General features: G+C 70.8%; 19 protein-coding genes. 10 read left to right on the top strand and 9 right to left on the bottom strand.

Translation table 11 applies throughout. From position 1 onward, the window contains the following. Window positions 1-26: 26 nt before the first annotated feature. From ABZ930_RS34660 to cseC, 5 genes are all read left to right on the top strand, one after another. The gene (locus ABZ930_RS34660; protein ID WP_361557088.1) at window positions 27-941 is read left to right on the top strand and encodes an A/G-specific adenine glycosylase; all 915 of its coding nucleotides are present in this window, start codon (window positions 27-29) and stop codon (window positions 939-941) included. A gap of 187 nt (window positions 942-1,128) precedes the next feature. After that, window positions 1,129-1,683 carry a SigE family RNA polymerase sigma factor gene (locus ABZ930_RS34655; RefSeq protein WP_111662715.1) on the top strand — a complete coding sequence of 185 codons (555 nt, stop codon included), beginning with the start codon at window positions 1,129-1,131 and terminating at the stop codon, window positions 1,681-1,683. A gap of 83 nt (window positions 1,684-1,766) precedes the next feature. Next, a complete protein-coding gene (locus tag ABZ930_RS34650; RefSeq protein ID WP_361557143.1) occupies window positions 1,767-2,399 on the top strand; it encodes a hypothetical protein in 633 nt (210 codons plus the stop codon). 51 nt (window positions 2,400-2,450) lie between these two features. Further along, window positions 2,451-3,179 carry a two-component system response regulator CseB gene (cseB, locus tag ABZ930_RS34645; protein WP_361557085.1) on the top strand — a complete coding sequence of 243 codons (729 nt, stop codon included), beginning with the start codon at window positions 2,451-2,453 and terminating at the stop codon, window positions 3,177-3,179. 93 nt (window positions 3,180-3,272) lie between these two features. Further along, complete coding sequence (gene cseC / locus ABZ930_RS34640; protein ID WP_361557082.1) at window positions 3,273-4,619, top strand: two-component system sensor histidine kinase CseC; 1,347 nt, start codon at window positions 3,273-3,275, stop codon at window positions 4,617-4,619. A 6-nt stretch (window positions 4,620-4,625) separates the two neighbouring features. Here cseC and ABZ930_RS34635 read toward each other — a convergent pair whose 3' ends face one another. Then, a complete protein-coding gene (locus ABZ930_RS34635; protein ID WP_361557079.1) occupies window positions 4,626-5,210 on the bottom strand; it encodes a TetR/AcrR family transcriptional regulator in 585 nt (194 codons plus the stop codon). Window positions 5,211-5,349: 139 nt separating this feature from the next. Between ABZ930_RS34635 and ABZ930_RS34630 the strand changes: the two genes are divergently transcribed. Further along, window positions 5,350-6,105: an SDR family oxidoreductase gene (locus tag ABZ930_RS34630; RefSeq protein WP_361557076.1), complete on the top strand. Its 756-nt coding sequence runs from the start codon at window positions 5,350-5,352 to the stop codon at window positions 6,103-6,105. Window positions 6,106-6,135: 30 nt separating this feature from the next. Next, complete coding sequence (locus tag ABZ930_RS34625; protein WP_361557073.1) at window positions 6,136-7,326, top strand: low temperature requirement protein A; 1,191 nt, start codon at window positions 6,136-6,138, stop codon at window positions 7,324-7,326. Window positions 7,327-7,396: 70 nt separating this feature from the next. On the opposite strand, the gene ABZ930_RS34620 is transcribed toward ABZ930_RS34625, so the two are convergent. Further along, window positions 7,397-8,983, bottom strand: a complete 1,587-nt coding sequence (locus ABZ930_RS34620) for an MDR family MFS transporter (protein ID WP_361557070.1) — start codon at window positions 8,981-8,983, stop codon at window positions 7,397-7,399. A 134-nt stretch (window positions 8,984-9,117) separates the two neighbouring features. Between ABZ930_RS34620 and ABZ930_RS34615 the strand changes: the two genes are divergently transcribed. Further along, window positions 9,118-9,705 (top strand): TetR/AcrR family transcriptional regulator, encoded by a 588-nt coding sequence (locus tag ABZ930_RS34615; protein ID WP_361557067.1) that lies wholly within the window; start codon window positions 9,118-9,120, stop codon window positions 9,703-9,705. A 12-nt stretch (window positions 9,706-9,717) separates the two neighbouring features. Here the strand turns inward: ABZ930_RS34615 and ABZ930_RS34610 are convergent, their stop codons facing one another. Then, window positions 9,718-10,371 (bottom strand): M23 family metallopeptidase, encoded by a 654-nt coding sequence (locus ABZ930_RS34610; protein ID WP_361557064.1) that lies wholly within the window; start codon window positions 10,369-10,371, stop codon window positions 9,718-9,720. 432 nt (window positions 10,372-10,803) lie between these two features. Between ABZ930_RS34610 and ABZ930_RS34605 the strand changes: the two genes are divergently transcribed. Next, a complete protein-coding gene (locus tag ABZ930_RS34605; RefSeq protein WP_361557062.1) occupies window positions 10,804-13,848 on the top strand; it encodes an NACHT domain-containing protein in 3,045 nt (1,014 codons plus the stop codon). A 77-nt stretch (window positions 13,849-13,925) separates the two neighbouring features. On the opposite strand, the gene ABZ930_RS34600 is transcribed toward ABZ930_RS34605, so the two are convergent. Continuing rightward, window positions 13,926-16,451 (bottom strand): ATP-dependent Clp protease ATP-binding subunit, encoded by a 2,526-nt coding sequence (locus ABZ930_RS34600; protein ID WP_351461119.1) that lies wholly within the window; start codon window positions 16,449-16,451, stop codon window positions 13,926-13,928. A 440-nt stretch (window positions 16,452-16,891) separates the two neighbouring features. Between ABZ930_RS34600 and ABZ930_RS34595 the strand changes: the two genes are divergently transcribed. Next, window positions 16,892-17,488, top strand: a complete 597-nt coding sequence (locus ABZ930_RS34595) for an SCO3374 family protein (protein ID WP_361557060.1) — start codon at window positions 16,892-16,894, stop codon at window positions 17,486-17,488. Here ABZ930_RS34595 and ABZ930_RS34590 read toward each other — a convergent pair. The 5 genes from ABZ930_RS34590 to ABZ930_RS34570 form a co-directional block, all read right to left on the bottom strand. Beyond that, window positions 17,467-17,802, bottom strand: a complete 336-nt coding sequence (locus ABZ930_RS34590; protein ID WP_361557057.1) for an Lsr2 family protein — start codon at window positions 17,800-17,802, stop codon at window positions 17,467-17,469. The genes ABZ930_RS34595 and ABZ930_RS34590 overlap by 22 nt on opposite strands. Before the next feature lie 248 nt (window positions 17,803-18,050). After that, window positions 18,051-18,614 (bottom strand): amino-acid N-acetyltransferase, encoded by a 564-nt coding sequence (locus ABZ930_RS34585; RefSeq protein ID WP_361557054.1) that lies wholly within the window; start codon window positions 18,612-18,614, stop codon window positions 18,051-18,053. Between the two features lie 9 nt (window positions 18,615-18,623). Continuing rightward, on the bottom strand, window positions 18,624-19,088 hold the full coding sequence (locus ABZ930_RS34580) for a BlaI/MecI/CopY family transcriptional regulator (RefSeq protein WP_361557051.1): 465 nt from the start codon (window positions 19,086-19,088) through the stop codon (window positions 18,624-18,626). A 126-nt stretch (window positions 19,089-19,214) separates the two neighbouring features. Continuing rightward, entirely contained in the window at window positions 19,215-19,385 is a 171-nt protein-coding gene (locus ABZ930_RS34575) for a hypothetical protein (RefSeq protein ID WP_181512516.1), read from the bottom strand. Window positions 19,386-19,399: 14 nt separating this feature from the next. Further along, window positions 19,400-19,993 carry a hypothetical protein gene (locus ABZ930_RS34570; RefSeq protein ID WP_361557047.1) on the bottom strand — a complete coding sequence of 198 codons (594 nt, stop codon included), beginning with the start codon at window positions 19,991-19,993 and terminating at the stop codon, window positions 19,400-19,402. Window positions 19,994-20,182: the final 189 nt, after the last annotated feature.

Below are 20,182 nucleotides of genomic sequence, written 5' to 3'. Positions count from 1 at the left end.
CCGGTCGTGGCAGGATCGGCGGTGCCATGACTGCGCCCACGAAGACTCCCGAGAACGCACCCGCCGAGCGGACCGATCTTCACGAACCCGTCATCGACTGGTTCTCCGAGCACGCCCGCGACCTGCCCTGGCGTCGCCCAGAAGCCGGCCCGTGGGGCGTGATGGTCAGCGAGTTCATGCTGCAGCAGACCCCGGTGAGCCGGGTCCTGCCGGTCTACGAGCAGTGGCTCGCGCGCTGGCCGCGCCCCGCCGACCTGGCCGAGGAGGCCCCCGGCGAAGCCGTCCGTGCCTGGGGCCGGCTCGGCTATCCGCGCCGCGCCCTGCGGCTGCACGGCGCGGCCGTCGCCATAACGGAACGGCACGGCGGCGACGTACCGACCGGCCACGCCCAGCTGCTCGCCCTGCCGGGCATCGGGGAGTACACGGCCGCCGCGGTCGCCTCGTTCGCGTACGGGCAGCGCCACGCGGTGCTCGACACGAACGTGCGGCGGGTCTTCGCCCGTGCCGTCGCGGGCGTGCAGTACCCGCCGAACGCGACGACCGCCGCCGAGCGGAAGCTGGCCCGCACGCTGCTGCCGGAGCAGGACGACACCGCCGCCAGGTGGGCCGCCGCCTCGATGGAGCTGGGCGCGCTCGTGTGCACGGCGAAGAACGAGGAGTGCCACCGCTGCCCGATCGCCGCGCTGTGCGCGTGGCGGCTCGCCGGGAAGCCCGCGCACGAGGGGCCGCCGCGGCGCGGACAGACGTACGCCGGCACGGACCGTCAGGTCCGGGGCAAGCTGCTCGCCGTGTTGCGGGACGCGGTCGCTCCGGTTCCGCAGGCGGCGCTCGACCGGGTCTGGGACGAGCCGGTGCAGCGGGCCCGGGCGCTGGACGGCCTGGTCAGCGACGGTCTGGTGGAGCCGCTCGCGGGCGGTCTGTACCGGCTTCCGGCGGGCTGAGGGCGGCCCGGCCGGCCGGAGGGTCTCAGACGATTCTCAGCTCCGTTACAGAACCGACGGACAGCCGTGCGTTCGTCGAAGGCTGGAACGGACAGTGCCGTGACAACGCCTCCGTAGCTTCTTCTCATCACCGCACGCGACCAGTGCGGACCACGGGGAGCAAGCGGGAAACGGGAGGCGGTTCATCATGGCGCACGGCGGTGAGGTGCTCGAGTTCGAGGAGTACGTCCGGACGCGGCAGGACGCTCTGCTGCGCAGCGCCCGGCGCCTGGTGCCGGACCCCGTGGACGCCCAGGACCTGCTGCAGACGGCGCTCGTGCGGACGTACGGGCGGTGGGACGGGATAGCGGACAAGCGTCTTGCCGACGCCTATCTGCGCCGCGTCATGATCAATACGCGGACCGAGTGGTGGCGGGCCCGGAAGCTGGAGGAGGTCCCGACCGAGCAGCTTCCGGAGTCGACGATCGACGACTCCACCGAGCAGCACGCGGACCGCGCCCTCCTGATGGACGTCATGAAGGTGCTGGCTCCGAAGCAGCGCAGTGTCGTGGTGCTGCGACACTGGGAGCAGATGTCCACAGAGGAGACGGCCGCCGCCCTCGGAATGTCGGCCGGAACCGTGAAGAGCACGCTGCACCGGGCCCTCGCCCGGCTCCGCGAAGAGCTGGAGAACCGGGACCGGGAGGAACTGGTGGCGGGCGCGCTCGACCGGCGTGAGGAGCGGGAGCGTTGCGCGGCCTAACCGGGTCCGGGGTGGGGCTCCGTGGAGCCTTGGGGAAGATCTTGCGACAGGCCCTTCGGGCGGTGAAGGCGGGGAGACCGGTACTGGCCGGGCTCGCCGCCCTCGGGCTTTTCGCCGGGGCGCTCGTGGCCTGCTCGGCGGGTGGCACCGGCGCCCGCGACGAGGGGCCCGCCCGCACCGAGCCGGCGGGGTCGACCGCGCCGGCCGGCACGGTGAGTCCCGAGCCGGACTCCGCCGCCGCTTCCCCGTCCCCGTCGCCGACCCCCGCGTCGGTGAACGCGGTGCGGCTGGTGAAGAGCGATCCGAAGGTCAGCGCCGACATCAAGCGCGACCTCAAGCCGTGCGTGGCCAAGGAGTACCCGGTCGACGTGAGCTACGGCAACCTGACCGGCGGTACGGCCAACGACATCGTGGTCAACGTGATGACCTGCGGCGATGCCGTCGGCATCGGCACGTACGTGTATCGCGACGACGACGGCTCGTACAAGAATGTCTTCCAGGCCGAGGAACCCCCGGTGTACGCGGAGATCGACCGAGGTGATCTCGTGGTCACCAAGCAGGTGTACGAGAAGGGCGACTCCGTGGCCTCACCGTCGGGCGAGGAGATACTCACGTACCGCTGGAGCGGCGGCCGCTTCACCGAGGTGGAGCGCACGCACAACGACTACAGCCACGCGGTGGACGGGGAGTCGCCGGCGCCCGCGCAGGACGGCTGACGGGCCGGCGGACGGCCTTGACCGGTACGGGAACGGAAGGGACAGCACCAGATGGCTGAGCGCAGGGGCGAGCAGACCCACGTCCTGTTCGTCGAGGACGACGACGTCATCCGCGAGGCCACCCAGCTCGCCCTGGAGCGGGACGGTTTCGTGGTCACCGCGATGCCGGACGGGCTCGCGGGCCTGGAGGCGTTCCGCGCGGACCGGCCCGACATCGCGCTGCTCGACGTCATGGTGCCGGGGCTCGACGGGGTCTCGCTGTGCCGCCGGATCCGGGACGAGTCGACCGTTCCGGTGATCATGCTCTCCGCGCGCGCGGACTCCATCGACGTCGTCCTGGGGCTGGAGGCGGGGGCCGACGACTACGTGACGAAGCCGTTCGACGGGGCGGTGCTCGTGGCCCGGATCCGGGCCGTGCTGCGCCGCTTCGGGCACGCGGGCGGTCCGGCGGCGGGCGGCTCCGGCGGTGCGGAGGCGGCGGACGCCGAGTCCGGTGCCGTGCTGCACTTCGGCGATCTGGAAATCGACACGGAGGGCATGGAGGTGACGAGGGGCGGTACTCCGGTGGCGTTGACACCGACCGAGATGCGGCTGCTCCTGGAGTTCTCCTCGGCGCCCGGCACGGTCCTCTCCCGCGACAAGCTGCTCGAGCGCGTGTGGGACTACGGCTGGGGCGGTGACACCCGCGTCGTCGACGTCCATGTGCAGCGACTGCGCACCAAGATCGGCCAGGACCGGATCGAGACGGTCCGCGGCTTCGGCTACAAACTGAAGGCTTGAGCCGACTCGACGGCACGGGCCGGGCACGACCTGGTGGAACGGGATGGGACAGCAGATATGAGGGGGCCGGCGGGCAGGCCCGGGACGGCGCGGTTGCGGCATCTTCTGCCGCGGCGGCTGCGGCGCAGCCTGCGCAGTGGCGTGCGCTGGAAGATCAGCGTGGCGATCGCGCTGGTCGGTGCGCTGGTGGCGATCGCGCTCAGCCTGGTCGTGCACAACGCGGCACGGGTCTCGATGCTGGACAACGCCCGGGACGTGCAGGACGAGCGGATCCAGTTCGTGCAGCGCCAGTACCAGGCGCGCGGCGGCAATCTGCCGGTCGGCTTCAGGGTCGGCGATCCGGCGCTCCCCGCCGAGCTGCGCGCCAAGGTGCTCGACGGCCGCCGCGCCACCTATGTGTCCGAGCCGTCCGACGGGGTGCCGGACATCTGGGCCGCGGTGCCGCTCGCCAACGGCGACATCCTCTCGGTGCACACCCGTTTCACCGATCGCAGCGCGACCGTGATGAAGGACCTCGACCAGGCGCTGATCATCGGCTCCATCGCGGTCGTCTTCGGCGGCAGCGCGCTCGGCGTCCTGATCGGCGGCCAGCTCTCGCGGCGGCTGCGCAAGGCGGCCAGCGCGGCCCGGGACGTCGCCCAGGGGCAGACGCACGTCCGCGTACGGGATGCCATCGGCGGGGTCGTGCGGGACGAGACCGATGACCTCGCGCAGGCCGTGGACGCCATGGCCGACGCGCTCAAGCAGCGTCTGGAGGCCGAGCGCCGGGTCACCGCGGACATCGCGCACGAGCTGCGCACCCCGGTCACCGGGCTGCTCACCGCCGCCGAGCTGCTGCCGCCCGGGCGGCCGAGCGAGCTGGTCAAGGACCGGGCGCAGGCGATGCGCACGCTCGTCGAGGACGTGCTGGAGGTGGCCCGGCTGGACAGTTCGGCGGAGCGGGCCGAGCTGCAGGACATCATGCTGGGCGAGTTCGTGAGCCGCCGGGTCGCGGCCCGTGCCTTCGACGGCATCACGGTCAGCGTCATACACGAGTCCGAGGTGACGACGGATCCACGCCGTCTCGAGCGCATCCTGTTCAACCTGCTGGCGAACGCCGCCAAGCACGCGCGGCCGCCGATAGAGGTCAGCGTGGAGGGCCGGGTGATCCGGGTCCGCGACCACGGGCCCGGGTTCCCCGAGGACCTGCTGGAGGAGGGGCCGAGCCGGTTCCGCACCGGCGCGGCCGACCGTGCCGGGCACGGGCACGGACTCGGGCTGACCATCGCGGCGGGCCAGGCCCAGGTCCTGGGTGCCCGTCTCACGTTCCGCAACGTACGCCCGCCGGGCGCCGATCCCGGTACCCCGGCCGAGGGCGCGGTGGCGGTTCTCTGGCTGCCCGAACACGCCCCGACCAGCACCGGCAGCTTCCCGATGTTCCGCCTGCCCGACAGTTCGTGAGGCGGGTCAGCTCCCCTGCGCGATGAGGGAGTCGGCGAGCCGTACCGCCTCCGCCTCGCCCAGGGGGGCGTGCCCGAGCAGGAACCGGTACCAGAAGACCCCGTAGACCTGATCCACCATCAGATCGAGGTCGCGGTCGGCCGGCAGCTCGCCGCGCCGCTGTCCCCGCTCCAGCACCTCGCGCAGCGCGGTCCGCCGCGCGCCGGTGAACTCCCTCATCAGCTCGGCCAGCCTGGGGTCGTGCGCGGCCTCCCGTACGAGACTGCGCAGGGCCGGGGCGACCGGTGCGCGCTGCGCCCCCTCGAACGTCGCGGCGACCACGGCCCGGAGGTCCGCTCGCAGCGTGCCCGAGTCGGGCACCGGCGCGGCCTGTTCGGCGCGGTCCGTGAGCGCGTCGAGCAGTACCGCGCCCTTCGAGGGCCACCACCGGTACAGCGTCTGCTTGCCGACCCCGGCCTCCTTCGCGATGGCGTCCACGCTCACCGCGGCGCCGTCCGCGTCCGCGAGCAGCCGCAGAGCGGCGTCGAGGACGGCACGGCGTGCTTCCTCGTTGCGCCGTCGTCCGGTGTGGGCCCGCTGTTCCCCGGTCATCCGTTCGCTCCTCTCGGCTCAGCTTCGGCAGGCTCCCGAAACAGCTTGACGAGACTATCAGTCTCGACAATACTCACTTTATCGAGACCGCCGGTCTCGTCAAGGATTGAGTCCCAGGGAAAACGAGGACAGGGTCACCATGGCTTCTTCAGCACCCTCCACCACTCCCACCCCGCACGTCGTCGTCATGGGCGGCAGCTCCGGCATCGGCGAGGCCACGGCCGCCCTGTTCGCCGCCGACGGCGCCGCGGTGACCATCACCGGCCGCGACCGGGCCAAGCTCGACGAGGCGGCCGCCCGCATCGGCGGCAAGACGACGACGCACCGCATGGACGCCACCGACCAGGGCGACATCGACGCCTTCTTCACCCCGCTCTCGCTGACCGCACCGATCGACCACCTGGTCGTCGCGGTCAGCGGGGCGGCGGGCAGCGGCCCCTTCGCCGAGCTCGACCTCGACGACCTGGCGCACGGCTTCGACGCCAAGTTCTGGCCGCACCTGCGCATCCTGAAGGCGGCGCTGCCGCACCTGACGGAGCGCGCGTCGGTCACCCTGATCACCGCCGCCTCGGCCCGCGCCGCCTTCCCCGGCACCTCGGGCCTGGCCGCGATCAACGGCGCGCTGGAGGCGATGATCCCGCCGCTCGCCGTCGAGCTCGCCCCGCGCCGCGTCAACGCCGTCTCCCCCGGCGTCATCGACACCCCCTGGTGGAGCCGGGTCCCCGAGGAGCAGCGCAAGGAGCTGTTCGCGGGACTCGCGGCGACGACCCCGGTGAACCGCGTCGGCCGGCCCGAGGAGGTGGCGCAGGCCATCAACTCCCTTGCCACGAACGGCTTCATCACGGGTGTGGTGCTCGACTGCACCGGTGGGGCGAACCTGCCGACGGGCCGCTGAGCCCGGCTCTTCCGGGCTAATCTCGCGGCCATGACAGCACCGCATCCGGCCGAGCAGCCGCCTGCCATATCCGAACTGCCGCCCGCCACCGGCGAGTTGCCGCGCCGAGTCACCTGGTTCGAGCTCTTCGGGGATCTGGTCTTCGTCGCCGCGGTCGGCCAGGCCACCCACCGGATCGCCGGACATCCGGACGCGGCGTCGATCGCCGCGGCGGCGGCCCTGTTCGTACCGCTGTGGTGGACCTGGGTGCTCTACGCGGTCCACGCCAACCGCGCGGACCGCGACCGTACCGCCCAGCGCCTGATCACCACGGCCGGTCTCGCCGCGGTGAGCGGCATGGCCGTCCACCTCGGCGCGGTCGGCCACGCCGACGGCGCCGACACCGGATTCGTCGTCTCCTACCTGTGCGCACGCGCCGGCGTCGCCGCGCTGTACGCCTGGGACCTGCGCCACGAACCCCGGCTGCGCCGCATCGTGATGACGTACACGACCGGCTCGGCCGTCACCGCGACGGTCTGGCTGACGGCCACGCTCGCGCTCGACGGGACGGCCCGGTACGTCATGTGGGGCGTCGCCATGGCGGGCGAACTGCTGCTGCCGCTGCTCGCCGGGCGGCGCCTGGCCGACAGCCCGAGCCACGCGGAGCATCTGCGGGAACGGTTCGGCCTGTTCACCATCATCGTCCTGGGCGAGTCGGTGCTCGGCTACACCAACGGCCTGGTCGCGGCCCACACGGCGCCCGCGGCCACACTCCGCGGGGCGGCGGCGTTCGCGCTCACGGCCGGCCTCTGGTGGTCGTACTTCAGCGCGTCGGGCACCCGTCCCGGCGCCCACGAGCAACTCGCCGCGGGAGGACGGCAGATGCACGGCTTCGTCTTCGGGCATCTGCCCGTGCAGTTGGGCCTCGCGGTCACCGGCGGCGCGGTCGGCGCGGCGGTGGCGACCACCGCCGGGCATCTGAACGCCCCGCTGGCGGCGTGCGTCCTGGGCGGCACGGCCCTGTTCCTCACGGCGACGGCCTCGGTGCGGGCGGCCTTCACCGGCGTACGGGAATCAGTGGTCCTGATCCGTCTGGCCACGGCGACGGCGACCTTGTGCCTGCTTCCTCTGGCGCCGCGTCTGCCGGTGGCGGCGACGTTGGCGCTCCCGGCCGCGCTGCTGGCGGCATCGGTGTGGGCGGAGACCCCCGGCCATGGACGCCGGGTCGCGGAAGCGGTCTGAAGCGGAAGCGCTCTGAAGGGGAAGCGGTCCGACGGGGGCGGGGCTCAAACAGCCCCGCCCCCGTCGGAACTCAAACCGCCTCCACCACGGCGTCCCCCGCGACGGCGGCGCCCTGCTCCTTGTCGGCAGGACCGGCCCCGCGCAGCGCGACCTCCTTGACGAACACGGCCGCGATCAGCGCCACGACAGCCACCACGGACCCGAGCAGGAACGCCACATGCGTCCCGGACGACACCGCGAACTCGTAGGCCTCCCGCACCGGCGCCGGCAGCTTGGCGAGACTGGCGGCGTCCAGCTGCGCCGACTGCTCGGTCACCTTGCCGCCCAGCGACCCGGCCCGCTCGGCCATGACGTCCTGCACCTTGCTGTTGAACAGCGCGCCCATGATGGCGACACCGAACGACGAACCCAGCGTCCGGAACAGGGTCGTGGACGAGGACGCGACGCCCATGTCCTTCATCTCGACGCTGTTCTGCGCGACGAGCATGGTGATCTGCATCAGGCAGCCCATACCGGCACCGAGCACCGCCATGTAGACGCCGGACATGAACCGCGAGGTGTCGGTGTCCATCTGCGCGAGCAGGAACAGCCCGCCGATCATCAGCACGCTGCCGACGACCGGGAACACCTTGTACTTGCCGGTGTTGGTGGTGACCCGCCCCGCGACGAGCGAGACGACCATCATCGACAGCAGCATCGGCAGGAGCAGCAGCCCGGAGTTGGTCGCGGACGCGCCCTGCACGGACTGCTGGTAGAGCGGCAGGAAGAGCACCGCGCCGAACATCACGAAACCGGTGATGAAGCCGATCACCGACATCAGGGTGAAGTTGAGGCTGCGGAAGATGTGCAGCGGCAGGATCGGTTCGGCGGCCCTGGTCTGCGAGAACACGAACCCGACGAGCGCGGCGACCCCGAGCCCGATGAGCTCCATGATCACGGCGGAGCCCCACGCGTACTCGCTGCCGCCCCAGGTCGTCACCAGCACGATCGAGGTGATGCCGACGGTCAGCAGCGCGGCGCCGAGATAGTCGATGGAGCCGCCCGACCGCTTCTTCGGCAGATGCAGCACGGCGGTGATCATGACCAGCGCGACGGCGCCGATCGGCAGGTTGATGTAGAAGGTCCAGCGCCAGCCGAGGTGGTCGGTGATGGTGCCGCCGACGAGCGGCCCGCCGATCATGGCGAGCGCCATGACGCCGGCCATCATGCCCTGGTACTTGCCCCGCTCCCGGGGCGGTATGAGGTCGCCGATGATGGCCATCACGCCGACCATCAGACCGCCGGCGCCGAGACCCTGGACCGCCCGGAAGGCGATCAGCTCGGTCATGCCCTGGGCCATGCCGCTGAGCGCGGAGCCGATCAGGAAGATGACGATGGAGGTCAGGAAGGCGCCCTTCCTGCCGTACATGTCCCCGACCTTGCCCCAGATGGGCGTGGAGGCGGCGGTGGCGAGCGTGTACGCCGTGACGACCCACGACAGATGCTCGATGCCGCCGAGGTCACCGACGATCGTCGGCATCGCGGTGCCCACGATCATGTTGTCGAGCATGGCGAGCAGCATGGCGATCATCAGCGCCATCAGCACGACGCGCACACTGCGCGGCTGCGGCTGTTTCACCTGCTCCCCGCTGCCCGCCGCTTTCGCTGTCTGTGCCATGTCCCCCACGCTCCCACTTACTTGCCGACCGGCTAGTTCCCTACAATGGGGAAGGTAGGACGACAACTAGCCGGTCGTCAAGTAAGTTTTCTCCCAAGAGCCGAGAGCCAAGAGCGGGCGAGCAAGGGGCACAGATGGTCACGGGCAGCAGCAAGCCGCAGCAGCGCCGCGGGGACACCCGCCAGCGCATCCAGGACGTGACCCTCGAACTGATCGCCGAGCAGGGCTACGAGAAGACGTCGCTGAGAGAGATCGCCGAGCGTCTGGGCGTCACGAAGGCGGCGCTGTACTACCACTTCAAGACCAAGGAAGACATTCTCGTCAGCCTCTTCAGCGATCTGGTGACGCCGATCGACGAGCTGATCGCCTGGGCCAAGGAGCAGCCGCACCCCGTCCCCCTGGAGACCAAGCGGGAGATCCTCACCCGCTACGGCCGGGAGCTGCACAAGGCGGCGCCGCTCTTCCGCTTCATGCAGGAGAACCAGGCGCAGGTGCGCGAGCTGAGCATCGGCGAGAACTTCAAGGACCGGATGCACGACCTGCTCGCCCAGCTGCTCCCCGAGGAGGTCTCGCTGACCGACCGGGTGCGCTGCTTCAGCGCGCTGTTCTCCATGCACGCCGGGATGTTCGTCCTCAAGGACGTCGAAGGCGACCCCGAGGAGAAGCGTCTCGCCATCCTCGAGGTCGCCACGGACCTGGTCACCCAGGCCCACAAGGGCTGAGGGCCCGTCGCGTCAGACGGTCACGCCCTGCGCCTTGAGGAAGGCGACGGGGTTGACCGCGGAGCCGTAGTTCGGCGTCGTGCGGATCTCGAAGTGCAGGTGCGGGCCGCTGGAGTTGCCGGTGCTGCCGGACAGCGCGATGTGCTGGCCCGTCGAGACCGACTGACCGACGTGCACGTCGACCCGGGACAGGTGCGCGTACTGGGAGTACGTGCCGTTGCCGTGCTTGATCACGATGGCGTTGCCGTACGCGGGGCCGTCACCGGCGCCGTTGCCGCCGGTCTTGACGACGGTGCCGCCGTGCGCGGCCACGACCGAGGTACCGGTCGGGACGGCGAAGTCCTGGCCGGAGTGGTGGCCGGTGGCCCACATGCTGCCGCCCTGCGCGTAGCCCGCGGAGAGGGTGTAGTGGGCGACCGGGTCGACCCAGGAGGCGGCCTTCTTGGCGGCGGCCTGCTTCACGGAGGTGGCGGCCTTGGCCTGCGCGGCGGCCTGGGCCTTGACGGAGGCGGCGGCCCCGCTCGGCAGGGCGGCGGCCTGCCCGTCGGCGGCGACCGCGGCCCCGGCGCCCAGCGCCGCCGTCATTCCGAGGCCTGCGGCCACGACGGCGGCACGGCTGCGGAGCTTCGACGTACCGGAACGGAGGGACTGGGTGCGCTTCGACATGGAGGGAGACCTTGCTTCGGGGACGTGGGGAGACCCGGCGCACCGCTTGGTGCCACCGGGTCGGCCATCCCTGTGTAACCCGCTCCCCCGACCCCGCCCAAAAGCCTCATCTACTACCCACACTCGTACAACTGCCACAAAACGTTGATCCCTTGACAGTGGTCGATCTTCGCCCGAAATTCGTCCGACTTATCCCCCGATCTCATGTTTAAGGCCTCTTCACGAGCGCACCCCCAGGCCCCACGGCCACCTCCACCCCGCCGTTCCAATGAAACGGACAATTCACCCGAACCCGTCGACGGTGTAACAACCACCCCACACCCCCGCCGATCTCCTACCGTCCCTAGTACGCCCTTGTGACCCTGTGCGTCATGTCACCGAAGGGCAAGATCGAACCTCGCGCGAGTGTGATCGGGGCTACGCTCCCGAGCCATGGATCCCGCTGTGCTCGGCACCCGGCTGGCATCGAGCGCGCTCGTCCCCGCGCTCCGGAAGCTGATCGTCCAGGAGGGCCCGGGAGCCGGCCTCACCGACCGGCCCGTCCGCCTCTCGGGGCTGGTCTCGTTCCGCGGCGAGAAGCGCGCCCTCACCGGCGACGACCTGCTCCGCCTCGCCCGCCGGACGGTGACGGCGGCGCTCGACGGCCCGGGCGAACCGCCGTTCCCCGCCGCCGAGACCGAGGCGGTCGCGCACGCGCTGGCCGACACCCTGCACGCACTCGGCGACCTCGCCATGGACGACGTACAGGCCGTGCACCTGGGCCACTCCGCGCTGGCCCGGGCCCTGCGCCGCGCCGCCCCCGACCCCGGCCTGTCGGCCGACGCGGACCACTTCCTCGACACGGTCACCGGGTGGGCGTGCGAGCACATCCTGCAGTTCTTCACCCAGCGGTCGACGTTCGTCGCGCGCACCCTCGTCGAGCAGAGCCGCGGCCAGCGCGAGCTCCTCGCCAGGACGGACGAGCTGATCCGCCGCACCCCGCCCGCCGACGCCCCGGACACCGCCTTCGAGCGGCGCTACCTCTCCTACGTGGCCGACCACCACCGGCACCTCACCATCTACGGCATCGATCTGCGGGACGCGCCCGAGCGCTGGCCGCTGGAGGTGGCCTATCTGAGTCTGGAGGCGACGACCGGGATCCCGTACCGGGAGGCGCCCTACATCGGTCACCAGGAGGAGTCCTCGACGCGGATCCGCGCCGAGGACGCGTTCGACGACGATCACGACCGGGTGCTGCTGCGCGGCGAGGCGGGCTCCGGCAAGACGACGCTGCTCCAGTGGCTGGCGGTCACCGCGACCGACCACGTCCCCTTCGTCCTCCCGCTGCGCACCCTCGTCCGCGCCGCGGCACTGCCCGCCCCCGCCGCCTTCCTCTCCTCGGTCGGCTGCCCGCTGACCGCGCCCGACGGCTGGGCCGAGCGGGTCCTCGCCACCGGCCGCGCGCTGGTCCTGGTGGACGGGCTCGACGAGATCCCGGCCGCCGACCGGCACCGCGTCCGCTCCTGGCTGACCTCGCTGATCGACGCGTACGACGGCAACCGCTGGCTGCTCACCTCACGCCCCACCGCGGTCCGCGCCGACTGGCTCGCCGACGCCGGCTTCCGCGAGGTGCTGCTGCCGCCGATGCGCGGCACCGACGTCGCCACCTTCGTGCACCGCTGGCACACAGCCGCCGACGCGGGCGCGTACGAGGGCGCGCTCCTGGACGCGCTGCGCACCAAACGCGACCTGGCCCGGCTCGCCACCAACCCGCTCATGTGCGGCCTGATCTGCGCGCTGCACCGCGAGCGGCGCGGCTATCTGCCCACCGGCCGCAAGGAGTTGTACGACGCGGCCCTGTCGATGCTGCTCACCCGGCGCGACCGGGAACGCGGCATGACCGGCGTCGACCTGGGCGAGGAGGCCCAGCTCGAACTCCTCCAGCACCTCGCCTACGCGCTGATCCTCAGCGGCCGCACGGAGATGAGCCGGGCCGCCGCCGAGGCGGCCCTGGAGCGCCGCCTGCCGTCGGTCGCGTCCGCGTCACCCCTCGGCGACGCGCCGGCGGTCCTCTCCGCCCTGCTGCTGCGCAGCGGTCTGCTGCGCCAACCGGCCGACGGGGTCGTCGACTTCGTGCACCGTACGTTCCAGGACTACCTGGGCGCCCGGCACGCCGTCGAGGAGGGCCACGCGCTGCCGTTCGTCCAGCGCCTCGCCGACGACACGCAGGGCGAGGACGCGATCCGGATGGCGGTGGCCCACGCCCGCCCCGGCGAACGCCCCGCGCTGCTCCACGAGTTGCTCTCCACCGGCACCCCACGCCTGACCCTCCTCGCCCTCGCCTGCCTCGAACACGCGACGACGCTCGCCCCCGAGGTGCGGGCGGAGGTGGAACGGGCGGCCGCCGCCCTGATCCCGCCGCGCACGACCGACGCCGCGAAGCAGTTGGCCGAGGCGGGCCCCTTGGTACTGGAGCTGCTGCCCGGCCCGGAGGGGCTGAGCGACGAGGAGGCCCACGGGGTGACTATCGCTGCTTCGATCCTGGGCTCACGGGAGCCGGTGGGGGCGCTGGGGGTGCTGCGGCGGTTCCGTGGACACAGCTCGCTCGATGTGCGGCGGCAGCTCGTCGGCACCTGGTCCCGGTTCGACGCCCAGGAGTTCGCCGACGAGGTGCTGGCCCATGTGGACACCGAGGAGCTGGTGCTCCGGGCCGAGACACCCGGGGAGATCGCCGCCCTGCGCACGCTGCCGCCCTGCGCCGAGCTGGCGCTGCGGGGAGCACACCGGCCGGACACCCTGATCTCCGCGATTCCCGCCCCTGCGGCCGTGACCTACCTCTCCGTCCGCAGCAACCCGTACCTGCACGACCTGGGCGTCCTCACGGCGTTCCCGTCGCTGAAGAGCCTGTGGGTCGAGGAGTGCCCGCAAGCGGTGGGTCTCGGCCGGCTGGCCGGGCTGCGACTTGACCGGCTCGGGCTGGCGCGCTGCCGCGACCTCGAAGGGCTGGAGCGCCTGGACACCCTCACCGGACTGTCCGTGCTCGACTTCCCGCTGCCGGGCACGTCGCTCGCCGACAGCCTGTCGCCGGACGCGCCCCTGGAGTTCCTCTTCCTGGGACGGCACTCGACGGACGGAACGGGGCTGCGCGGCCTGCACCACTGGCCCACGCTGACCCGGCTCAGCCTGGGGCCGGTCACCACGGCGCCCACACCGGAGGACTGGGAGAGGGTCGCCGCGCTTCCGGCTCTGACCAGCCTCTACCTGAACAGTGTCTTCTTCCGCGACCATCAGGCGTCGCTGCGGACGCTGCCCGAACTGCCCAGGGTCACGACCGTCGTCCTGAGCGATGTGCACGGCGACGAGGACATCCGCGTACTGTCCGGGCGCCTGCCTCAGGTGCGGGAGCTGCACCTGCTGGCCGCCGCGGGCGCGCAGCTCACCCCGCGCCGGTACACGCCGGCCTTCCCCGGCGCAGAGGTACGGGTCTTCCCGCGCTGACCCACCCCCGGACACACGAGAAGGGGGCCGGTGCTTCTCAGCACCGGCCCCCTTCTCACTGGCTCACCCCGGAGGGGCTACGCCTCCTTGCTCAAGTTCGGACCGCCACCCGCGGCCGCGTCCTCGATCGGCGGGACGTCGGGCAGGGCCGACTTCTCCTCGCCGCGGAAGGTGAAGGTCTTGTTCTCGCCCTCGCCCTCCGTGTCCACGACCACGATGTGGCCGGGGCGCAGCTCGCCGAAGAGGATCTTCTCCGAGAGCGTGTCCTCGACCTCGCGCTGGATCGTGCGACGCAGCGGCCGCGCGCCGAGAACCGGGTCGTAACCCTTCTTCGACAGCAGCTCCTTCGCGGACTGGGAGAGCTCGATGCCCATGTCCCGGTCCTTGAGGCGCTCGTCCACCTTGCCGACCATCAGGTCGACGATCTGGAGGATGTCGTCCTGCGTCAGCTGCGGGAAGACGACGACGTCGTCCACACGGTTGAGGAACTCGGGACGGAAGTGCTGCTTGAGCTCGTCCGACACCTTGTTCTTCATGCGCTCGTAGTTGGTCTTCGTGTCACCCGTGGCCGCGAAGCCCAGGTTGAAGCCCTTCGAGATGTCACGGGTTCCAAGGTTGGTCGTCATGATGATGACCGTGTTCTTGAAGTCCACGACGCGGCCCTGGGAGTCGGTCAGGCGACCGTCCTCCAGGATCTGCAGCAGCGAGTTGAAGATGTCCGGGTGGGCCTTCTCCACCTCGTCGAAGAGGACGACGGAGAACGGCTTGCGGCGCACCTTCTCGGTGAGCTGGCCGCCCTCTTCGTAGCCCACGTAGCCGGGGGGCGAACCGAAGAGACGCGAGACCGTGTGCTTCTCGCTGAACTCCGACATGTCGAGGGAGATCAGCGCGTCCTCGTCACCGAAGAGGAACTCGGCCAGGGCCTTCGAGAGCTCCGTCTTACCGACACCGGACGGACCGGCGAAGATGAACGAACCACCCGGGCGCTTCGGGTCCTTCAGACCCGCACGCGTACGACGGATCGCCTTCGAGAGCGCCTTGACGGCGTCCTTCTGGCCGATGACCCGCTTGTGGAGCTCGTCCTCCATGCGCAGCAGACGCGAGGACTCCTCCTCGGTGAGCTTGAAGACGGGAATGCCGGTCGCGGTCGCGAGGACCTCGGCGATCAGCTCGCCGTCGACCTCGGCGACGACGTCCATGTCGCCGGCCTTCCACTCCTTCTCGCGCTTGGCCTTCGCCGCCAGCAGCTGCTTCTCCTTGTCGCGGAGAGACGCCGCCTTCTCGAAGTCCTGGGAGTCGATGGCCGACTCCTTGTCGCGGCGCACGCCCGCGATCTTCTCGTCGAACTCGCGGAGGTCCGGCGGCGCGGTCATCCGGCGGATGCGCATCCGGGAACCGGCCTCGTCGATCAGGTCGATCGCCTTGTCCGGCAGGAAGCGGTCCGAGATGTACCGGTCGGCCAGCGTCGCGGCCTGGACGAGGGCCTCGTCCGTGATCGAGACGCGGTGGTGGGCCTCGTACCGGTCACGGAGACCCTTGAGGATCTCGATCGTGTGCGGCAGCGACGGCTCGGCGACCTGGATCGGCTGGAAGCGGCGCTCGAGGGCCGCGTCCTTCTCCAGGTGCTTGCGGTACTCGTCGAGCGTGGTGGCACCGATGGTCTGGAGCTCACCGCGGGCCAGCATCGGCTTCAGGATCGAAGCCGCGTCGATGGCGCCCTCGGCGGCACCCGCACCCACGAGCGTGTGCAGCTCGTCGATGAACAGGATGATGTCGCCGCGGGTGCGGATCTCCTTGAGGACCTTCTTCAGGCGCTCCTCGAAGTCACCGCGGTAGCGGGAACCGGCGACCAGCGCGCCCAGGTCAAGCGTGTAGAGGTGCTTGTCCTTGAGCGTCTCGGGCACCTCGCCCTTGACGATGGCCTGGGCGAGGCCCTCGACGACGGCGGTCTTGCCGACGCCGGGCTCACCGATCAGGACCGGGTTGTTCTTGGTACGGCGCGACAGGACCTGCATCACGCGCTCGATCTCCTTCTCGCGCCCGATGACCGGGTCGAGCTTGGACTCACGAGCGGCCTGCGTCAGGTTGCGGCCGAACTGGTCGAGGACCAGGGACGTCGAGGGCGTGCCCTCGGCAGGCCCGCCGGCGGTGGCGGTCTCCTTGCCCTGGTAGCCGGAGAGCAGCTGGATGACCTGCTGCCGCACCCGGTTGAGGTCTGCGCCCAGCTTGACCAGGACCTGGGCGGCGACGCCCTCGCCCTCACGGATCAGGCCGAGCAGGATGTGCTCCGTGCCGATGTAGTTGTGGCCCAGCTGAAGGGCCTCGCGGAGCGACAGCTCCAGGACCTTCTTGGCACGGGGGGTGAAGGGGATGTGCCCGGACGGGGCCTGCTGGCCCTGACCGATGATCTCCTCCACCTGCTGGCGGACCGCCTCGAGCGAAATCCCGAGGCTCTCCAGGGCCTTAGCGGCGACACCCTCGCCCTCGTGGATCAAGCCCAGGAGGATGTGCTCGGTGCCGATGTAGTTGTGGTTGAGCATCCGGGCTTCTTCCTGAGCCAGGACGACAACCCGCCGCGCGCGGTCGGTGAACCTCTCGAACATCGTTAATCGCTCCTCAGAGCGGTCAGGCAGTAAGGGGTCGGTCCCCTCCCTGTCCTTCCGCAGCTTAGTCCCGCAAGCGGGGACCGCTCATTCCAACTGCCGACACCCGGCCTTCTTACCGGGGGATCTCCTGCCCCGAACGCCGACATCCTCTCCAACCCGATGGTGCGAGACGATGTTCCCGCAGGCCAAGCGGATAGCCACACCGCCACTACGCCGATGGCGAACGCGGGCTCTCGCGGCCGAGCGTGTCGACCCTCCCACTAGGGATGTCTTACCCGCAGGGACTGACACTCCATGCGGCGCACGCCGGTTCCCTCCGCTACGGGCGAACATCCTTGCCCCGCCGAACACCCCTTTACGCCCCCATTTCGGACACGGAGTGCATTCAACCAACGACCCTGCGTAACTTGCGGGTGCTCCCGGCGGTTGCTCCTGGCATGGTCGCCCCCTTCCCCGCCCCGCGCCGGCCGCTCGACGCCGTGTCCACGGTCCAGCAGTGGTACGAGGACGAGCTGGGCTGGGCCACGGCGTCCGGCCCCGACGGGGTGCGGCTGCGCACGGGCCTGCGCTTCGACGTACTGGAGATTCCGGCCGACGCCGGGTTCCGGATGCTGCACAGGTGCGATCCCCGGTCACCGGTGGCGTTGAACGGGGAAACGATGCAGCTCCTGGTGGCCGCCGGCAGCGCGGACGAGGTGCCGGGGCTGCTCGACTGGCTGGAGTGGGGGGATCTGCCCCTGGACCTCGTCGCCGTCGGGTCGGGCGGATTCATCGACGCGCCGACGCCGCCGGGCCGAACCGGCTCGCAGGAGGCCGCGGCGTGGGTGCGGCCCCCGGAGCCCGGACGCCAGGTGGAGCCGGTGCTGCCGGCCCTGACGAGCCTGTCGGCCGTCTCGACCTGGTCGGTCGCTGGGGGCGGTGGGGGCGCCCCCGATCTCGTACGACTCGTGGACACAGCTGCGACCCACTGTCAGCGGGCCCGGCTGCGCCGCGCACTGCACGTACCGACCCGTCAGCCGTTGGCCTTCTCGTAGGCCTCACGGATGGAGGCGGGGACGCGGCCGCGGTCGTTGACCTCGTAGCCGTTGTCCTTCGCCCACGCGCGGATCTGCGCGGTGTCCTGGTTGCCACCGGACGCGGCGCGCGCCTTGCCCCGGCCACCGGCGGCGCGGCCACCGGTGCGACGGCCACCCTTGACGTACGGGTCGAGGAGACCACGGAGCTTGTCCGCGTTCGCGGTGGTGAGGTCGATCTCGTACGTCTTGCCGTCGAGCGCGAACGTCACGGTCTCGTCCGCCTCGCCGCCGTCGAGGTCATCGACAAGAAGGACCTGAACCTTCTGTGCCACCGGATTTCCTTTCATCGATATCTGAAGGGCCGACCCTGCGACCGCGGCCGCTGATTCGCCGTCCCCTTGTTATATGCAGTACTGCAGTACGTCGGAAAGCAAACCGCTTTTGCCGGAAAAACACAAACCCCTGGCTGAGATCCGGGAGAGATCCGGGAGTTGAAGCTGCCCAGCGCGACCGAAAACATGCGCGTTTCGGACATAGGACCCGGTCCGTTGCCGCTTGCCGGAATATCGGTCCGCGGCGATCACAGATGCAGAAGCATCCGGCTGTTACCCAAGGTGTTCGGTTTCACTCGTTCGAGACCGAGGAACTCCGCGACGCCCTCGTCATAGGAACGCAGCAGCTCGCTGTAGACATCGGTGTCAACCGTATCGACGGGTGTCTCACCGATCTCCACGAAGCCGTGGTTGGCGAAGAACTCGACTTCGAAGGTGAGGCAGAAAACCCTGCGAACACCGATCCAGCGCGCGGTCTGCAGCAGCTTCTCCAGCACCTGATGGCCCACGCCCGATCCCTTGACCAGTGGATTCACCGCGAGAGTGCGGACCTCGGCCAGGTCTTCCCACATGATGTGCAGGGCTCCGCAGCCGACGACCTCGGCGTTGTCGTCGCGTTCGGCGACCCAGAACTCCTGGATGTCCTCGTAAAGCGTCACCGTGGCTTTGTCGAGCAGGATCCCCTGACGGCTGTAGGCGTCGAGGAGTCGGCGGACCTCCGGTACATCCGCGGTGCGGGCCCGGCGTACGGTGACGGCTTTCGGGGCGGAGGATTCGGGGACCGGGACGACTTCGGGGCGCTCTGCTGGCATGTCCGGACGCTATCGCCCGCGCTCCCGAGCCGCTTCTCCGGGTGGCGCGACTTCGGTCGGTACGACTTCGACCGTGGCTTCGGGTACGGCTTGCGGCTCGGCTTCCGGCCCGGCTTCGGGCTGCACGATGCGCATGGCGTCCCTGAGCGCTTCGCGCTGGCGCGGCGACATCATGCCGAAGAAGGCGACGAGGGCGGCGGCGGGGTTGTCGCTCTGCGCCCAAGCGTCGTTCATCAGCGCGGCCGAGTAGGCGGCCCGGGTGGAGACCGCCTCATATCGATAAGCCCGGCCCTCCGCTTCCCGGCGGACCCAGCCCTTCTGATGGAGATTGTCCAAAACGGTCATGACCGTCGTGTAGGCGATGGACCGTTCCTGCTGGAGGTCCTCCAGCACTTCTCTCACCGTCACCGGGCGGTTCCAGTTCCACACCCGTGTCATGACTGTGTCTTCGAGTTCTCCCAAGGGGCGCGGCACGAACAGCACAATAGTGGGAGAAGTCGGCAATTCACCGGCGGACGTGGCGAGAGATCTCGATCAGCGTCAATCAATGCCAAAAGGGGCGCCCACCTGGGCGCCCCTGTCCAGGGCCGGAGCCCGCGGTCAGCCGGCCTCGGGCTGCCGGGCGGCCTCGGCGCGCGCGAGGGCGGCGTCGACGGCCGCGTCCTCCTTGGCCTTCTTGTCGCCGCCCTGCGACTTCACGATCGTCACGATCAGGCCGATGAAGAACGCGGCCATCACTACCGGGGGCACGAGCGCGGAAACGTATTCCATGCCTCCCAGAGTAGCTAGCCCGCGACCAGCCGCTGCGGCGGGGCCGGGGGCTGGGCGGGACGGCGCTTGGGCGGGAAGACCTCGGCCGGGGTCGGCACGGGCCGCTCCGGGTTCGCGGGGCCGGGTCCGGCGGGCCGGTCGGCGGCGGAGAGGCCGCCGGGCAGGGCCAGGAGCCGGGCACGGGAGGCCGGGACGCGGGGGCGGTGCCGTGCCTCGAGGCGGGCGCGCACTCCCTGTTCGGCCAGCGCGCGGCACCGGTCGAGCAGGGCCGCCGCCGTGGCGTTGCCGCGCAGGGCGCGCAGCGCCGCGAGGTCGTCGGCGCCGGGCTGGTGGCCCGCCGCCAGGGCGTCCTGGAGCAGGCTCAGATAGCCGGTGACCGTGCCGGGCAGGGCGGCCCGGTAGCGGTCGAGGTCGGCGAGCAGGAACGCCCGCATGCGGGCGCTCTCGCGGGTGGCCTCGTCGACCGACTCCGCGAGGCGGAGGCATTCCCGGACGTCCGTGTCCGAGGCGGGGCTGGGGTGGAGGGCGAGGGCGAGGGCGCGTCGGAGCACACGCAGCTCTTCTGCGCCGAACGCCATGCCGCCGCGGTTTCCGTAGGGCGTGGGCATGGGGTGACGGTACGACTTATTACGGGCATATCGGGTTAACCGGCAATTCTCCGGCGCGCCATCGCTCCGCTCGGGCCGGAGTCGTCCGGGGTGTCGTTCGGGTGCGGCTCTCGTCGTGGCCGGTCGCGCAGTTCCCCGCGCCCCTGAGCCTCCAGCAGCCAGCCGTCCCTCATGGCGAAGATGCTGGTC

Source organism: Streptomyces sp. NPDC046716, from assembly GCF_040645755.1.
Classification (GTDB): Bacteria; Actinomycetota; Actinomycetes; order Streptomycetales; family Streptomycetaceae; genus Streptomyces.
Note: the sequence above shows the minus strand (reverse complement) of the source record. Positions and strands in the feature narration are given on the sequence as shown.

Excerpts from the sequence above, each read along its gene's own strand:
- ABZ930_RS34600 (WP_351461119.1), bottom strand. The coding sequence starts at position 16,451 with ATGTTCGAGAGGTTCACCGACCGCGCGCGGCGGGTTGTCGTCCTGGCT.
- ABZ930_RS34625 (WP_361557073.1), top strand. The coding sequence starts at position 6,136 with ATGACAGCACCGCATCCGGCCGAGCAGCCGCCTGCCATATCCGAACTG.
- cseB (WP_361557085.1), top strand. The coding sequence starts at position 2,451 with ATGGCTGAGCGCAGGGGCGAGCAGACCCACGTCCTGTTCGTCGAGGAC.
- ABZ930_RS34655 (WP_111662715.1), top strand. The coding sequence starts at position 1,129 with ATGGCGCACGGCGGTGAGGTGCTCGAGTTCGAGGAGTACGTCCGGACG.
- ABZ930_RS34635 (WP_361557079.1), bottom strand. The coding sequence starts at position 5,210 with ATGACCGGGGAACAGCGGGCCCACACCGGACGACGGCGCAACGAGGAA.
- ABZ930_RS34630 (WP_361557076.1), top strand. The coding sequence starts at position 5,350 with ATGGCTTCTTCAGCACCCTCCACCACTCCCACCCCGCACGTCGTCGTC.
- ABZ930_RS34570 (WP_361557047.1), bottom strand. The coding sequence starts at position 19,993 with ATGCCCACGCCCTACGGAAACCGCGGCGGCATGGCGTTCGGCGCAGAA.
- ABZ930_RS34605 (WP_361557062.1), top strand. The coding sequence starts at position 10,804 with ATGGATCCCGCTGTGCTCGGCACCCGGCTGGCATCGAGCGCGCTCGTC.
- ABZ930_RS34615 (WP_361557067.1), top strand. The coding sequence starts at position 9,118 with ATGGTCACGGGCAGCAGCAAGCCGCAGCAGCGCCGCGGGGACACCCGC.
- ABZ930_RS34620 (WP_361557070.1), bottom strand. The coding sequence starts at position 8,983 with ATGGCACAGACAGCGAAAGCGGCGGGCAGCGGGGAGCAGGTGAAACAG.
- ABZ930_RS34660 (WP_361557088.1), top strand. The coding sequence starts at position 27 with ATGACTGCGCCCACGAAGACTCCCGAGAACGCACCCGCCGAGCGGACC.
- ABZ930_RS34575 (WP_181512516.1), bottom strand. The coding sequence starts at position 19,385 with ATGGAATACGTTTCCGCGCTCGTGCCCCCGGTAGTGATGGCCGCGTTC.
- ABZ930_RS34610 (WP_361557064.1), bottom strand. The coding sequence starts at position 10,371 with ATGTCGAAGCGCACCCAGTCCCTCCGTTCCGGTACGTCGAAGCTCCGC.
- ABZ930_RS34595 (WP_361557060.1), top strand. The coding sequence starts at position 16,892 with ATGGTCGCCCCCTTCCCCGCCCCGCGCCGGCCGCTCGACGCCGTGTCC.
- ABZ930_RS34585 (WP_361557054.1), bottom strand. The coding sequence starts at position 18,614 with ATGCCAGCAGAGCGCCCCGAAGTCGTCCCGGTCCCCGAATCCTCCGCC.